Below are 14676 nucleotides of genomic sequence, written 5' to 3'. Positions count from 1 at the left end.
GGAGCCGAACCTCAGTCATAGCGTCCCTCCGCCCGCCACTCCCCTTCTTCGACCACCAGCAACCAGGCGCCCCCCTCGGCGTCGATCACTTGGAACCGATGCGCCCTGCGCCGTCGCAGGGGATCCCATCCGCGTTCGCTGATCGGCCAGGGCCCCGCCCATTCGCTGATGCGTCGCCGCTGTCCCGCCGTCTCGAGCACCGCCGGTGGAGCGCTGAGCGCGTCGCGCTCCCCCACCGTCACCGGGGCTCCCGCGATGTCGGTGACCCCGACCGGTCGGGGTTCGGGGTAGACGGTGGCCGGCAGCGGATCGGGCAGGCTGCCGGGCCAGGGGCGCGCGCGTTCCTTCGCCGTCACGGCTCGGTCTCCCCAGGGCACGAGCACCTGCCGTTCGGCCAGCCAGCGTCCCCCGCCGATCACGGGAGTGACCACTTCGCGGTGGCCGAGCATGGCCTGCACGCGCGAGAGGGCATGGTGGACGCGTTCGTCGGGCCCCGCCCCGAACAGCCCCTTGGCGTGGTGGGCGGCGGCGTCGACGGCCTCGGGCTCGATGTGCACGCCCGCCACGCCGCTGCCGAAGATGCCCTGGGCGTCTTCGGCGAGCTGCCAGCGCACCCGGTCGACCACCGCGGCGGCGTCGAACGATCCGGGATGCAGCCACACGCGTTCGCTGCGCTCGGCCCGCTCACCCGTCAGCACGACACGCAGCTCGGTGCACACCAGGTCGTGGGCCCCCAATCGGGCGATGAACTCCTCGGCCGCCACGCGCATGCCGAAGGCGATCTGGTCGGCGAGTTCGAGGGGAGGCTCGAAGGCGACGTCGCGGTGCAGCTCGGGTGGAGGGGTGCGCGGCTGCACGGGTTGCGAGTCGAGTCCTCCCGCCAGCGCATGCAGGCGCACTCCCCGCTCTCCGAAGCGTTCCCGCACCCGTTCGGCCGCGAGAGTGGCCAGATCACCGAGGGTGTGCACGCCCAACCGAGAGAGCAGACTGCCGAACTCCTCGTCGTCGAGGGTGGCGATCGACAGCGGTGAGAGGAACGCCGCAGCGTCACCGGGCGCCACGATGCGCACGGGCTCTTCGACGGTGGCCGAGCGGGCGGCATGCTCGGCGGTGAAGACACCGTCGGCGACGCTCGCCCGCACCTCGCCGAAGCCGTCGTCGTGGAGGAGGCGGATCAGTAGGCGCGCCGCCTCGGCTTCGCCACCGTAGTAGCGCGCCGGACCCCGCGCCCGCAGTGCGCACAATCCCGGCCGTATGATCTGCACCCCGGGGGCGCGTTCTTCGATGCGGGCCACGACGGGGGCGAACACACGCGCGTCGCGCACCGGGTCGGCGGGGACCACCTGGAGGGTCGGACACAGGGCCTGAGCGTCACGGCGTTTCTGACCTCGTCGCACCCCCTGCGCGCGGGCGGCCCACGAGCTGGCGACGACGAGGTTGTGGGAGAACACCGCCACCGGGGCCTCGGGGCGAGGAGGCGTGACGGCCTCGGCGACGAACGCCGTGATCGGCCAATCGGGAAACCAGAGCACGAGGCTGCGCGTGGGAGCCTGCATCAGCCGACCGCTCTCGGACGATACTCGTCGCGCTCGCGAGGGACGAGACGTTCGGTGGGCGTACCCAGCAGCTCGACCGACCCGTCGGCCGCGGGCAGCAGCATGCGCGCCCGACGGGCGTGGGGCGAGCGTCGGCTGCTCACCGACACGGTGAGCTCACGCCCCGCCAGGTACCCGTGTCCCTGACCGAGTCCCGTCCATCGCGGGTCGGCGACGTCGATCACCGCTTCGGCCTGCGGCCAGGCGCCCTGCACCAGCAGCACGGCTCCGCGGTCGCGCAGCCGGGCGGCCAGACGTGTGGTCTCGGCACCCCCGCGGGCCGCCGTGGAACCCGACGGCGGGCGGACGGCCACGACCGGCAGCACCTCGGCGATCGTCGCCGTCACCGCCAGCCATCTCGGCCCCGGGTCGGGGATGAAGACCAGACGATCGAGGTCGAGGCCGTATTTCTCGGCGGCCTCGGCTCCCAGCTCGGGCATGCCGATCACGCCGCACCACGAACCGTCTTGCGAGGGCCGGGCCAGCAGGGCGAGCAGCAGCGACGCGGATCGGGCGAGGGCATAGGCCGACCCCGCCCGCAGACCGCCCCCGGGAAGCAGGGACGAGAAAGCCGGATGCGTGGGCAGCACCGGGGCGTCCATGCGCCGGCCCTGCATGCGCTCCAAGCGATCGCGCAGCGCGTGGATGTCGGGTACGGCCTGTACCTGGTCTCTCACGATCGCCCTCACTCCCACAGGCTAGAACATTTGTTCTAGTGTCTCAATCCCTGTGGGTCGAAGATACGATCGACCTCCGACATTGCCGTCGTCCCTTCGCGAGACGGCACGACGCCGCGAGCCCGACGCCGCGCGCACCGACCGACACCAGCCCCGACGCGAGGTGCCGACGCCCCCGCGACGCGGGGGGCGGCGCGCCTCAGACCAGGTCGACGGTCGCCGCGATCCGCGCGAATCCGCCCTGCTGCAGCACGACGGCCGTGTTCGCCATCAGCTCGGCAGCCGTCCGGGTCACCGTTCCGAGCCCCGCGACCTCACCGCTCAGATCGAAGGTGCGCGTGGCATCCAGAACGACCGTCACCTCGTAACCGAGGTTGCCGGCCATGCGCGCCGTGGTCTCGACGCACATGTTGGTCTGGATGCCGCAGATCACCAGTTCGCGGATGCCGTTCTCGCCCAACCAGGCGTGCAGGTCGGGGTCGCCGTAGAAGGCCGAATTGACATTCTTCGTCACTCGCAGGTCGGCTGAGACCTTCGCGACCGCATCGACCAGCGCGTTACCGCCTTCGTCCGGGTGCAGGGGCGATCCAGGCGACGCCGAATCGTGCCGCACGACGACGATCGGCTCGCCCTCACGCTGCCACGCCCCGATCAGCGCGGTGACGTTGCGCTCGCAATCGGGGTTGGCGGTCGGCCCCCAGAAGTCGAGGTCGTCGAATCCGCGCTGCATGTCGATGACGATCAGGGCACGAGGCATGCCCCCATCCCATCACCCGGATGCCGGGGACGCCAGCGCCGCGAAGACGGCGACGACGCTCACGCCGCCAGGGCCAGGTACGGCTCCCACCGCGGATCGCTCTTGTCGACGCCGCGCACGGTCCAGGACGATCCGCGCGGGGGCGCCGGCACCAGACGGAGATCCCAGTGCATCTCCTGGGGGGTGCGATCACCCTTGACGTTGTTGCAGTGCAGGCAGCAGGCCACGAGGTTCTCCCAGGTGTCCTTGCCCCCGCGCGAACGCGGCAGCACGTGGTCGATCGTCGACGCCGCTTTGCCGCAGTACCCGCAGCGGTGCGCGTCACGACGCAGCACCCCGCGCCGCGTGACCGGCACCTGCCGCGCCCCCGGCACCCGCACGTAGCGGGTCAGGATGATGACCGCCGGGCGATCGTAGGTCCCCGCCGCGGCCCAGACCGGATCCTCGTCGATGCGTTCCACGACCGTGGCCTTGTCGTTCATCACGAGCACGAGGGCCCGCTTGAACGACACGACCGCCAGGGGCTCGTATCCCGCGTTCAATACCAGTGTGCGCATTCACGTCTCCTCTCGAATGGCCGAGACGGCTTCTCGGATGTTCGACTTGCGACGACGGCCCGCGCGCAGGGCATGAAAAAAGGCGCTGTCTAGACAGACAGCGCCTCGGAAGTCGCGGCGACACCGCGGCATCCGAACACACGATGCCGAAGAACGAGCAGGCCGAGCGCATCCATGGTGCGGATGCGAGGCCTGATGCTCATCGGGCTTTCCCTTCGGTTGTTCCGACGTCGGAGACAGGCTAACCCACCCCGACACGCCCGGGGGCGGCGGGATCGGGAAACGAGAGACGGCGTGTCGGAGAACATCGTTCTCCGGCACGCCGTCTCTCGTTCGGTCTGATCAGCCGGCGTTCTGCTGCAGCCAGGCGTAGGGATCGACGACCGATCCGTTGATGTGCACCTCGAAGTGCAGGTGGTTCGCGGTCGAGCTTCCGGTCGAGCCGACGAGGCCGATGAGCTGGCCCGCGGCGACCGTCTGACCGGCCTGCACCTGGCGGCTGCCGTACGTCATGTGGCCGTAGGTGGTCGACACCTTCTGGCCGTTGATGACGTGCTCGATGACGATGCCCACGCCGTAGCCGCCGAAGCTCTCGGACGAGGTGCTCACGACGCCGGCGGCGGCGGCGAAGATGGGCTGCCCACCCGGGGCGAGCAGGTCGACGCCCTGGTGGTAGCCGGAGTCCCACAGGCCACGGCCGAGCACGTAGCTCGACAGGGGCCAGCGCACCTCGCCCGAGCCGGGGGCCGTCATGTTCAAGTCGATCGACGAGACCGAGGCGCCGGCATTGGATGCCAGCTGGCGGGCACGCTCCGCAGCTGCGGCGGCAGCGGCTTCGCGGTCCTTCTTCTGCTGGATCTCGTCGGCGGTGGTCGCCGAGTAGCTGCTGCGGTCGAGCGTCTCGGCGGCGGCGTCGGACGCCACGACCAGCGACTGGTTGTCGGGGGCCGACACCTGCTGCAGGGTCATCGTCTCGGCCGCGGGCATGGTCGCCGCGTAGGCCGGGATGGCGACGGTGGCGACGAGACCGGCGACCATCGTCAGGATCACGGCACTGCGCACGGGCTTGCCGTGGCGACGCGGTCCCGAGGGACGTCGTGCGGGGGCGGTGCGAGATGCCGGCGGAGTCGCCGACGTCGAGACCGCCACCGGTCGCTGCGGGGGTCGAGCGACGGCTGCGCGCGCGCTCTTACGGGTGAGACCCGTCGTCGGAACCTCGGGTAGGTCCCCGACGGGATCGGTGGTTTCAGCCAAAAGTCCTCCGGCGCCTCTGCGTCCAGGACGCTAGCTCGTCAGCACTCGATGGGGCACGATGTGCGGGCTTCACCCTCTGCAGACGACGAGCCGATGAGGCAAACCGCGAGGGGTCCGACGGCGGGCTTCTCGCCTGTGGACTCTCGAAGGCTACCCGAAGATAACGAACAAGTCACGCTCCGATCACCGTGTTCAGGCAATGCTCGGTCGCGGAACGCGGGGGTGTCGGCAGGCTCAGTCCTCGGCGACGAGGAAGATGTGCGACGCCACCTCGACCGGCAACTCGAGACCGTCCTCGATGCCCTCCATCTGCACCAGCACGTATCCCTCGTTGAAGCGATAGTCGCCGCGCGCCCCCGGGAGCACCCCGGCGGCCTTGAGCTGCTGGAGCAGCTCGGGGTCGACCTGCGCGGGTTCGGCCAGGCGGCGCACCGTGCCGGTGATCGGATGCCCGGCGTCGGTGAGCTTGCGGACGAGTCCGACGACACCGTCGTCGAACGTGGAGCTGGCCGCATCGCCCAGCTGGTCGAGTCCCGGAATCGGGTTGCCGTACGGCGACTCGGTGGGGTGGCCGAGCAGTTCGACGAGGCGGCGTTCCACCTGCTCGCTCATCACGTGCTCCCAGCGGCAGGCCTCGTCGTGCACGTAGGCCCAGTCGAGGCCGATGACGTCGCTGAGCAGGCGCTCGGCGAGACGGTGCTTGCGCATGACGTCGACGGCCTTCTGGCGGCCGGTGCCGGTCAGCTCGAGACGGCGGTCCTCCGAGACGACCACCAAGCCGTCGCGTTCCATGCGTCCGACCGTCTGCGAGACGGTCGGGCCCGAGTGGCCGAGGCGTTCCGAGATGCGGGCCCGCAGGGGCACGATCTTCTCTTCCTCGAGCTCGAGGATCGTGCGCAGGTACATCTCGGTGGTGTCGATGAGATCTGTCATTCGGGTGTCCTCGGCGTCGCGCGGCTGGAACCTCCAGCCTACCGACCCCCTCCGTCATGAGCGCGGGAAGCCCGCGGAGGGGACCATAGAATCGAGCCATGTCGCACGTGGAACTGCCCACAGGTCTCCTGCCCGCCGACGGTCGCTTCGGGTGCGGCCCCTCGAAAGTGCGCGGTGCGCAGCTCGAGTCGCTCGTCACCCGCGGAGCCTCGATCCTGGGTACCTCGCACCGCCAGGCGCCGGTGAAGAACCTCGTCGCGAGCACGCGCGAGCGTCTCGCCCAGCTCTTCCGCCTTCCCGACGGGTACGAGATCATCCTCGGCAACGGTGGATCGACCGCCTTCTGGGATGCCGCATCCTTCGGCCTCATCGAGAACCGCAGCCAGAACCTGGTCTTCGGCGAGTTCGGCGGCAAGTTCGCCGCCGCTGCCGCCGCGCCCTGGCTGCAGGCGCCCGACGTCCGTCGCGCCGAGCCCGGCACCCGCACGGTCGCCGAGCCGGTCGACGGCGTCGACGTGTACGCCTGGCCGCACAACGAGACCTCCACGGGCGTCGCCGCCCCGGTCGAGCGCGTGCACGGCGATGCCGGCGCCCTCACCGTCATCGACGCGACCAGCGCCGCCGGCGGCATCGACTTCGACGTCGCCCAGGCCGACGTGTACTACTTCGCCCCGCAGAAGAACCTCGGTTCCGACGGCGGCCTCTGGTACGCCGCGGTGTCGCCGGCCGCGATCGAGCGCATCGAGCGGATCGCCGCATCCGGTCGGTACATCCCCGAGTTCCTGAGCCTGAAGAACGCGGTCGACAACTCGCGCCTGCAGCAGACGCTCAACACCCCGGCGTTGGCCACCCTGCTGCTCCTCGACGACCAGCTCGGATGGATCCTCGACAACGGCGGACTGAGCTGGGCGGGCGCACGCACGGCCGAGTCCTCGGCCGCCCTGTATGAGTGGGCGTCCGCGAGCGCCGTCGCGACGCCGTTCGTCTCGTCTCCCGCCGACCGCTCCCCCGTCGTGGTCACGATCGACTTCGACGACTCCATCGACGCCGCGGCGATCGCGAAGAGCCTGCGCGCGAACGGGATCGTCGACACCGAGCCCTACCGCAAGCTGGGCCGCAACCAGCTGCGCGTCGCGACGTTCGTCTCGATCGAGCCCGACGACGTGCGCCGCCTGATCGGGGCCATCGACTACACGATCGAGCACCTGCCGACCGCCTGACATCGGGCGGGCNCGTCAGTAGCTGCGGTCGTCGCCGCCGTGCACATCGTCTTCGTCGTCGGAGTCGTCGCCCTCGACGCCGCCGTCCGAGTCGTCGTCTTCATCCGAATCATCGTCATCGTCGTCGTACGAGTCGTCCTGCGCGTCATCGTCACGCGTCGCGTCCGCGCGTTCGTCACCGTCCGCGTCGAGCTCGTCGATGTCGACACCGTCGAGGTCGCCCGCGTGGAAACGTGCTTTCGGCCCGTCGTCGTCGAGCTCGTCCTCGTCATCTTCGAGGTCGTCTTCGTCGTCGAGGTCATCGTCTTCGGTGTCGTCGACGTCGGAGTCGTCGGCATCCGCGCCGATGCCCGCCGCGGCCGTCGCCGCCTGAGCGGCCTGGTACTCGGCGAGACGCGTCGCCCACGGCACCCAGTCCGGGGCCAGCAGAGCGCCGTCACCGGGCATGAGTTCGGCTTCGAGCACGGTGGGCTCCGCGTCGTCGACGACGGCCACGCTCACGGTCCAGAACCAGCCGGGGTAGCCGGCGAGACGCGTGTGGAACCGCAACGACACCACACCGTCGTCCTCGATCGCGTAGCCCGCGGCCGGACCGATACCGTCGGCCGGCGTGATCTCCCGCAGGGCGGCGAGAGCCAGGTCGTGAGCGCCGATCAGGCGCTCGTCGACGGGCTGCTCAGGCTTCGAAGTCATCGGCGACCTTGCGCAGCACCGCGGCGATCTTCTGCGCGTGCGGCCCGTTGGGGTAGCGGCCGCGACGCAGGTCGCCACCGATGCCGTCGAGCAGCTTCACGAGGTCTTCGACGATGATCGCCATGTCGTCGGCGGGCTTGCGCGAGCGCTTCGACAGACTCACCGGCGCATCGAGCACGCGCACCGAGAGCGCCTGCAGACCGCGCTTGCCGTCAGCGACACCGAACTCGAGACGGGTGCCGGCCTTGGGCCCGGGTGTCCCGGCGGGCAGGGCGGTGGCGTGCAGGAACACGTCCTGGCCGTCATCGGTGACGATGAAGCCGAAGCCCTTCTCGTCGTCGTAGAACCTGACCTTGCCGGTGGGCATGGACACCTCGCTGGATGAGTGCGCGGAGCGCACGGCGGAACACGGAACCCGATCGGATGCCGGCCTCTCAGCCTACGCCACCGCCGCCAGGCAGTAGGCTGAGCCCGATGAGCACCCGCACCTCCCGCGACAGCACGCCGGGCGACGACGTCCCGGTCCGCCGCATCGACCGCGTCCTGGCGTTCATGTCGCTGGGGCTGCTGGCCCTCGCGATCGTGTGCTTCTTCTCGGTCATCATCGGATCGAGCTCCGGTGCCGACATGCGCTCCGGCGTGTGGCCGACCGTGGGCCTGCTCACCTACTTCGCACCCCCTGTGGCCTTCGCCTGTCTGTTGGCCGTGCTCATCATGAGCTTTGTGCGAAGGGCCCGGGCGAACAAGGCCCGCTGACGTGCCCGAGACCTCCGCACAACGCGCACTGGCGGTCTCGTTGAGCGCGCGCCCCGACGCCGAGCTGGCTCGTCTGTTCGCCGATCGCCAGGTCTCCCCCTCGAGCACCTGGCGCGACATGTTCGACGCCGCCGAGGCCCTGCTCGACCCCGTTTCCGTCACGCGCGGGCTCGTCGCACTCCCGCGCTCCGCAGCGCTCGCCCTCCTCGCCGCCGTCGCAGGCGAACCGGCCCCCGAACCGCAACGCTCCGAGCTGGCATCCCGAGCACTCGTCGACGACGACGGCCACCCGTTCCCCAGCGTGGTCGACGCGGTGCGACAGGTCGCGCCCGACGGCATCGCCGACATGAGTGATCCGCGATCCGGCCACGGGGCTGCGGCGGTCGACGCCGAAGCCGCCGCCGAAGCCGCCTTCACCAGCGCCGCCTCGGTGGCCGACATCCTGCTGCTCACCCTCGACGCTCCCCTCGGACGCATCGGGTCGGGCTCGCTCGGCGCGAGCGAGCGTCGACGCCTGGTCGACGCCGGCGCGGTGTCGACCCCGGCCGAAGCCGACCTCCTCGTCGGTCTCGCGTTCGCCGTCGGCCTGCTCGGCACGAACGAGCGCGCCTGGCTGGTGTCGCCGACCGGGCGCGAGTGGTTGCGTCTGCCGACGCTCGAACGCTGGGAACGCACCGCCGCGGCGCTCCGCGACGCCCTTCCCGCCGCCTTCCGCAGCGCGGCCGGCGGATGGATCCCGCGGGGGCAGTGGCCCGGCGCCACCCCCTTCGACCCCGACGGCCCCGAGCGCGCCGCGGTCTGGGCGCAGCGGCTCGAGCGCTGGGGACTCCTCGACGTGGCCGGCGGTGTCCCCGCGTGGGCCCGAGACCTCTCCGACGGCGGTTCCGTCGACGTCTCGGCGCTGCGCGACCTGCTTCCCCCCGAGGTCGACCGCGTCTATCTGCAGAACGATCTCACCGCCATCGCCCCGGGCCCCCTGGCGCCGCATCTCGATGTGCGTCTGCGCTCCATGGCCGCGCGCGAGTCGCGCGCACAGGCCTCCAGCTACCGCTTCAGCGCGGCCACGATCGGCGCCGCCATCACGGCCGGCGAGACCGCCGACTCCCTGCGCGAGTTCCTCTCGGGACTGTCGCTGACCGGACTGCCGCAGCCGCTCGCCTACGTCATCGAACGCACGGCGGCCGAGCACGGACGAGTGCGCGTCGCCGCCGATCCGACGTCCCTTCTCACGCGCGTCACGACCGAAGACGAGACGCTGCGGCGCTCGATGGACGTCGACCAGTCGCTGCGGTCGGTCGCCCTGACGCGCACCGGCGACGAGCTCGTCTCGCATGTGTCGGCCGACGTCGTGTTCTGGGCGTTGACCGATGCGCACTACCCCGCCGTGGCCGTCGACGCCGAGGGGCGCCCGCGGGCGCTCGAGCGCGCGAAGCTCGCGGCCGAGACGGCGTCCGACCACGATCCCGCTGACACGTACACGCCGCTGGTCTCGCGCTTGCGCACCGGCGCAGACGATTCGGATGCCGCCTGGCTCGAGCGCGAGCTCGATCAGGCCGTGCGGGCCCGCGCCGTCGTCGACGTGACGGTGCGGCTTCCCGACGGCTCCGCGCGCGTGTTCCGCCTCGAAGCCACGGGCCTCGGCGGTGGACGCCTGCGCGGCCGCGATCGCGCCGCGGACGTCGAGCGCACCCTGCCGCTGTCGCACATCGACGCGGTCTCGCTCGTGGGGTGAGGACGGTCGAGCCCCACCCGGTCGAGCCCTGCCCGGTCGAATCCTGCCCGGTCGAACCCTGCCCGGTCGACCGACCAGTCCTGGACCCCGGTAGACTCGAACGCTATGGCTGACGGCCCCCTCATCGTGCAGAGCGACCGCACCGTCCTCCTCGAGGTCGCACACCCCGAGGCAGAGACGGCGCGGCATGAGCTCGCGGTTTTCGCCGAGCTCGAGCGCGCACCCGAACACATCCACACCTACCGCATCACCCGTCTGGGCCTGTGGAACGCCCGCGCGGCCGGACACGACGCCGAGGCGATGCTGCAGACCCTCGACCGCTGGTCGCGCTTCCCGGTGCCCGCATCGGTGAGCACCGACATCCGCGAGACGGTCAACCGGTACGGTCGCCTGGTCATCGAGCGCAACGACGACAAAGAGCTCGTGCTGCGCTCGCCCGACCCCGCGGTCCTCAGCGAGGTGTCGCGCAACAAGCGCATCGCTCCGCTCCTGATCGGTCACCCCGCCCCCGACAGCTACCTCGTCGATGCGTGGGCGCGCGGGCACATCAAGCAGGAGCTGCTGAAGATCGGGTGGCCGGCCGAAGACCTCGCCGGGTACACCCCCGGAACCCCGCACGCGATCGACCTCGCCGAAGACGGCTGGAGCCTGCGTCCCTACCAGCGCCAGGCCGTCGACTCCTTCTCCGAGGGAGGATCCGGCGTCGTCGTGCTCCCCTGCGGTGCCGGCAAGACGCTCGTGGGCGCCGCGGCCATGGCCGACACGCGCACGACGACCCTCATCCTCGTGACGAACACCGTGAGCGCCCGTCAGTGGCGCGACGAGTTGCTGCGGCGCACGAGCCTCACCGCCGAGGAGATCGGCGAGTACTCCGGTCAGGTGAAAGAGATCAAGCCCGTCACCATCGCGACTTACCAGATCCTGACCGCCAAGCGGAAGGGCGAGTACGCCCACCTCGCACTGCTCGATGCGCTCGACTGGGGTCTCGTGCTGTACGACGAGGTGCACCTGCTGCCCGCTCCGGTGTTCAAGCTCACGGCCGATCTGCAGGCCCGACGTCGACTCGGCCTCACCGCGACGCTCGTGCGCGAAGACGGTCGTGAGGGCGACGTGTTCAGCCTCATCGGCCCGAAGCGCTTCGACGCGCCGTGGAAAGAGATCGAGGCCCAGGGCTTCATCTCCCCCGCCGCCTGCTACGAGGTGCGCATCGACCTCCCCGCCGACGAACGTCTCGAGTACGCGGCCGCCGCCGACGAGGACCGTTACCGGCTGGCGGCGACCGCCCCCGCCAAGATCGACGTCGCGCGGCGCCTGGTCGAGCGGCATCCGGGCGAGCGAGTGCTCGTGATCGGGCAGTACCTCGATCAGATCGACGAGCTCGCGCAGGCTCTGGACGCCCCTCAGATCACCGGCGCGACCCCGATCCCGGAGCGTGAGGAGCTCTTCCAGGGCTTCCGCGACGGCAGCATCCCGCTGCTCGTGGTGTCGAAGGTGGCCAACTTCTCGGTCGATCTGCCCGAGGCCTCCGTCGCGATCCAGGTGTCGGGTTCGTTCGGGTCGCGTCAAGAAGAGGCCCAGCGCCTCGGACGACTGCTGCGACCCAAGCAGTCTCAGCACACGGCGAGCTTCTACACGCTCATCGCGCGCGACACCGTCGACCAGGATTTCGCGCAGAACCGGCAGCGTTTCCTCGCCGAACAGGGCTACGCCTACACGATTCTGGATGCCGACGGGATCGACGCCGCAGCCGCCTGACCCATATCAGCGTGCGGCTTTCCGTTCCATATCCAGCGCATTGCTGGGTGCAGTCACGATAATGAGGGAATGACAGCTCCTCGCATCCTCGTCGTGGACGACGAACCGAACATCCGCGACCTGCTCATCACGAGCCTGCGCTTCGCCGGTTTCCAGGTGCGAGCCGTGGCAAACGGCGCGCAGACCATCTCGGCCGTGCTCGAAGAGGAACCCGACCTCATCGTGCTCGATGTGATGCTGCCCGACATGAACGGGTTCAGCGTCACCAAGCGCCTGCGGGGCGCGGGGTACACGGCCCCCATCCTCTTCCTCACCGCCAAGGACGAGACCGAAGACAAGATCATGGGCTTGAATGCCGGCGGCGACGATTACGTCACCAAACCGTTCAGCCTCGACGAGATCGTCGCGCGCATCCAGGCGATCCTGCGCCGCACCATGCAGGCCGACGAAGAGTCGATCATCCGCACCGGTGAGCTGACGATGGATCAGGACACCCACGACGTCAGCGTCGGCGACGTCTCGATCGATCTGAGCCCCACCGAGTTCAAGCTGCTGCGCTACCTGATGCTCAACCCGAACCGTGTGCTGTCGAAGGCGCAGATCCTCGACCACGTGTGGGAGTACGACTTCAACGGCGACGCGGGCATCGTCGAGAGCTACATCTCGTACCTGCGCCGCAAGATCGATCCGCACTCGTCCGAGCCGCTCATCCAGACCAAGCGCGGCTTCGGCTACATGCTGAAGTCGGGTAAGACCGCCTGAGCGGAGGCTCCCCCTGTCGCACTCCGACGACACCCTCACCCGCTGGTGGCGTGGCCTGAGCCTTCGGGCCAAGGTCACCGGCGTCACGGTCGCGCTGCTCGCGATCGGGTTGTTCGCCGCGGGTATCGGCACGATGGTGTTCCTGCGCACGACGCTGGTCAACAACCTCGACGAGCAGCTCGCGCAGCAGGCGGCCGGGAGCATCGCGAACAGCATCTTCACCACGAGCGACACCGACGGTCGCATCACCTTCACCCAGGTCGACAACGCTCCGCAGATCGGGTCGATGGTGGTCGTGTACGGGCCCGACGGGCGGCGCGAGGCGTTCTACAACGGCACGTCGTCGCGCGCACTGCCCGATCTGCCCGCGACCTTCACCGTCGAGCAGACCTACAGCCAGATCGACCGGCGGATCGAGCTCGAGAACCCCGAATCCGGTCAGCACTTCCTCGCTCGCGTGGGGGTGCTGCAGGCCCCCGGCAATCCCGGGGTCTACACCCAGATGGTGATCCAGCCCCTGGCCCCCACCGATCGCATCGTCGCGGCGTACGTGGGGATCTACGCGTTCGTCGCGTTGCTCATCCTCATCGCCAGCGCACTGCTGACCCGCTGGCTCGTGACGCTCACGTTCCGCAACCTGCGGCAGGTCGAGACGACCGCGATGGACATCGCCGCCGGCGACTTCAGCCAGCGCCTGACCGACATCGTCCCCGACACCGAGGTGGGACGCCTCAAGACGGCGATCAACGCCATGCTCGCGCGGATCGACGGGGCGCTCGTGCAGCGTGACGCGACCGTGCGCCAGATGCGACGCTTCATCGGCGACGCCAGCCACGAGCTGCGCACCCCGCTCGTCACGATGCGCGGGTACGCCGAGCTCTATCGCATGGGCGCCATCCGTTCCGACGAAGACGTGGCGCAGTCGATGGAACGCATCGAGAAGGAAGCCATCCGCATGGGGGCCCTCGTCGAAGACCTGTTGGCCCTCGCGCGACTCGACGAGCGTCGCGACGTCACGATCACCTCGCTCGATCTGCGCCCGATCGCTCGGGATGCCGCGATGGATCTGCGCGTGACCTCCCCCCAGCGCGAGGTGACCGTCGACGACACCACCGCGCGCACCGAACGCGTCGTCCCGCTGATGACGCTCGACCCGCTCCTCGACGCCGCAGGAGAGCCCGCGTCGACGCCCGGGCGCCGCAGGGGTGCGCCGCCGACGTCGGCGATGGCGATCGCCGGGGCCACCCTGTCGCGTCTGCGTCGCCGTGCCCGAGAGGCGGGCGAGACGCACACGGCCGCGGGCGACGACCCCGCCGCTCCGACCACGCCCCTGGGCGTCGTGCGCACGCCTCCGAGGCTCGCCCCCGTCGTCCTCGGCGACGAGAACAAGGTGCGCCAGGTCGTCGCCAACCTGCTGGGCAATGCGCGACGGTTCACCGCCGACGGCTCCCCCATCGGCCTGCGTGTGGGGGTCGACGCCGACGCCGACATGGGGTGGATCGAGATCATCGATCACGGTGAGGGCGTTCCCGAGCAGATCCGCGACCAGATCTTCCAGCGCTTCTGGCGTGCCGACACCTCGCGCACGCGCGAGACCGGCGGTTCCGGCCTCGGGCTGTCGATCGTGGCATCCATCGTCGATCTGCTGCACGGCACGGTGCAGGTCGTCGACACCCCCGGCGGCGGAGCGACGTTCCGCGTCTCGCTTCCCCTGGCCGACCGGCGCGACGCGCAAGAGCACGCGCTCATCGAGACGCAACCGCTCGAGCGCCTGCCCGACGACTACCGCCCCGACGCGTAGACCCGACGCTTCCGCCCCGGCCCCGGCTCCCACCCGCCACGTCGCACCTCGGCGGAGTTCTCGAACCGTGTCCCAAGAGATGCAGGCCGCGTCCCACATCGGGTTGCCTGGCGCCGCGGCAGGCAACCAGAAGTGGGACATGTGCCCCAACCGGCCGGCCAGCAGCCACGCGAGCCAGCAGCCA

The 14676-nt window shown here is 70.2% G+C and carries 14 protein-coding genes; 6 read left to right on the top strand and 8 right to left on the bottom strand.

Annotated elements, in window-relative coordinates:
* Positions 1 to 11 precede the first annotated feature (11 nt).
* The 6 genes from IFR11_RS06645 to IFR11_RS06620 form a co-directional block, all read right to left on the bottom strand.
* Entirely contained in the window at positions 12 to 1556 is a 1545-nt protein-coding gene (locus IFR11_RS06645) for a DNA polymerase Y family protein (protein WP_191915638.1), read from the bottom strand.
* Complete coding sequence (locus IFR11_RS06640) at positions 1556 to 2272, bottom strand: hypothetical protein (protein WP_055839451.1); 717 nt, start codon at positions 2270 to 2272, stop codon at positions 1556 to 1558. The genes IFR11_RS06645 and IFR11_RS06640 overlap by 1 nt, the downstream gene beginning before the upstream one ends.
* 199 nt (positions 2273 to 2471) lie before the next feature.
* The gene (locus tag IFR11_RS06635; RefSeq protein WP_055938184.1) at positions 2472 to 3029 is read right to left on the bottom strand and encodes a cysteine hydrolase family protein; all 558 of its coding nucleotides are present in this window, start codon (positions 3027 to 3029) and stop codon (positions 2472 to 2474) included.
* Between the two features lie 59 nt (positions 3030 to 3088).
* A complete protein-coding gene (locus IFR11_RS06630; protein WP_055838194.1) occupies positions 3089 to 3586 on the bottom strand; it encodes an HNH endonuclease in 498 nt (165 codons plus the stop codon).
* 342 nt (positions 3587 to 3928) lie between these two features.
* Positions 3929 to 4648, bottom strand: a complete 720-nt coding sequence (locus IFR11_RS06625; RefSeq protein ID WP_235560563.1) for a M23 family metallopeptidase — start codon at positions 4646 to 4648, stop codon at positions 3929 to 3931.
* Positions 4649 to 5074: 426 nt separating this feature from the next.
* The gene (locus IFR11_RS06620; protein WP_055838197.1) at positions 5075 to 5773 is read right to left on the bottom strand and encodes a metal-dependent transcriptional regulator; all 699 of its coding nucleotides are present in this window, start codon (positions 5771 to 5773) and stop codon (positions 5075 to 5077) included.
* A 98-nt stretch (positions 5774 to 5871) separates the two neighbouring features.
* On the opposite strand from IFR11_RS06620, the gene serC reads away from it, so the two are divergent.
* Positions 5872 to 6993, top strand: a complete 1122-nt coding sequence (serC, locus tag IFR11_RS06615) for a phosphoserine transaminase (protein ID WP_191915637.1) — start codon at positions 5872 to 5874, stop codon at positions 6991 to 6993.
* 15 nt (positions 6994 to 7008) lie between these two features.
* On the opposite strand, the gene IFR11_RS06610 is transcribed toward serC, so the two are convergent.
* Both IFR11_RS06610 and IFR11_RS06605 read right to left on the bottom strand, forming a co-directional pair.
* Positions 7009 to 7686 (bottom strand): DUF3027 domain-containing protein, encoded by a 678-nt coding sequence (locus IFR11_RS06610; protein ID WP_191915636.1) that lies wholly within the window; start codon positions 7684 to 7686, stop codon positions 7009 to 7011.
* Positions 7670 to 8053, bottom strand: coding sequence for a cold-shock protein (locus tag IFR11_RS06605; protein WP_055838206.1), 384 nt, complete (start codon positions 8051 to 8053; stop codon positions 7670 to 7672). Before IFR11_RS06605 ends, IFR11_RS06610 begins: the two co-directional genes overlap by 17 nt.
* Before the next feature lie 107 nt (positions 8054 to 8160).
* On the opposite strand from IFR11_RS06605, the gene IFR11_RS06600 reads away from it, so the two are divergent.
* The 5 genes from IFR11_RS06600 (at position 8161) to IFR11_RS06580 (ending at position 14492) form a co-directional block, all read left to right on the top strand.
* Positions 8161 to 8442, top strand: coding sequence for a hypothetical protein (locus IFR11_RS06600; RefSeq protein ID WP_055838209.1), 282 nt, complete (start codon positions 8161 to 8163; stop codon positions 8440 to 8442).
* 1 nt (position 8443) lies between these two features.
* Positions 8444 to 10174, top strand: a complete 1731-nt coding sequence (locus IFR11_RS06595) for a helicase-associated domain-containing protein (RefSeq protein ID WP_191915635.1) — start codon at positions 8444 to 8446, stop codon at positions 10172 to 10174.
* A gap of 105 nt (positions 10175 to 10279) precedes the next feature.
* Positions 10280 to 11929, top strand: coding sequence for a DNA repair helicase XPB (locus IFR11_RS06590; protein ID WP_191915634.1), 1650 nt, complete (start codon positions 10280 to 10282; stop codon positions 11927 to 11929).
* 69 nt (positions 11930 to 11998) lie between these two features.
* Positions 11999 to 12691 carry a response regulator transcription factor gene (locus IFR11_RS06585; protein ID WP_055838218.1) on the top strand — a complete coding sequence of 231 codons (693 nt, stop codon included), beginning with the start codon at positions 11999 to 12001 and terminating at the stop codon, positions 12689 to 12691.
* A 133-nt stretch (positions 12692 to 12824) separates the two neighbouring features.
* On the top strand, positions 12825 to 14492 hold the full coding sequence (locus IFR11_RS06580; RefSeq protein WP_191915633.1) for a sensor histidine kinase: 1668 nt from the start codon (positions 12825 to 12827) through the stop codon (positions 14490 to 14492).
* Positions 14493 to 14676: the final 184 nt, after the last annotated feature.

This window comes from Microbacterium sp. CFBP 8801, assembly GCF_014839455.1.
Taxonomy (GTDB): domain Bacteria; phylum Actinomycetota; class Actinomycetes; order Actinomycetales; family Microbacteriaceae; genus Microbacterium.
Note: the sequence above shows the minus strand (reverse complement) of the source record. Positions and strands in the feature narration are given on the sequence as shown.

What these genes read in the sequence shown, in the direction of transcription:
- IFR11_RS06645 (WP_191915638.1), bottom strand. Translation starts at nt 1,556, where the DNA reads ATGCAGGCTCCCACGCGCAGCCTCGTGCTCTGGTTTCCCGATTGGCCG.
- IFR11_RS06620 (WP_055838197.1), bottom strand. Translation starts at nt 5,773, where the DNA reads ATGACAGATCTCATCGACACCACCGAGATGTACCTGCGCACGATCCTC.
- IFR11_RS06590 (WP_191915634.1), top strand. Translation starts at nt 10,280, where the DNA reads ATGGCTGACGGCCCCCTCATCGTGCAGAGCGACCGCACCGTCCTCCTC.
- IFR11_RS06580 (WP_191915633.1), top strand. Translation starts at nt 12,825, where the DNA reads ATGGTGTTCCTGCGCACGACGCTGGTCAACAACCTCGACGAGCAGCTC.
- IFR11_RS06635 (WP_055938184.1), bottom strand. Translation starts at nt 3,029, where the DNA reads ATGCCTCGTGCCCTGATCGTCATCGACATGCAGCGCGGATTCGACGAC.
- IFR11_RS06600 (WP_055838209.1), top strand. Translation starts at nt 8,161, where the DNA reads ATGAGCACCCGCACCTCCCGCGACAGCACGCCGGGCGACGACGTCCCG.
- IFR11_RS06610 (WP_191915636.1), bottom strand. Translation starts at nt 7,686, where the DNA reads ATGACTTCGAAGCCTGAGCAGCCCGTCGACGAGCGCCTGATCGGCGCT.
- IFR11_RS06605 (WP_055838206.1), bottom strand. Translation starts at nt 8,053, where the DNA reads ATGCCCACCGGCAAGGTCAGGTTCTACGACGACGAGAAGGGCTTCGGC.
- serC (WP_191915637.1), top strand. Translation starts at nt 5,872, where the DNA reads ATGTCGCACGTGGAACTGCCCACAGGTCTCCTGCCCGCCGACGGTCGC.
- IFR11_RS06585 (WP_055838218.1), top strand. Translation starts at nt 11,999, where the DNA reads ATGACAGCTCCTCGCATCCTCGTCGTGGACGACGAACCGAACATCCGC.
- IFR11_RS06630 (WP_055838194.1), bottom strand. Translation starts at nt 3,586, where the DNA reads ATGCGCACACTGGTATTGAACGCGGGATACGAGCCCCTGGCGGTCGTG.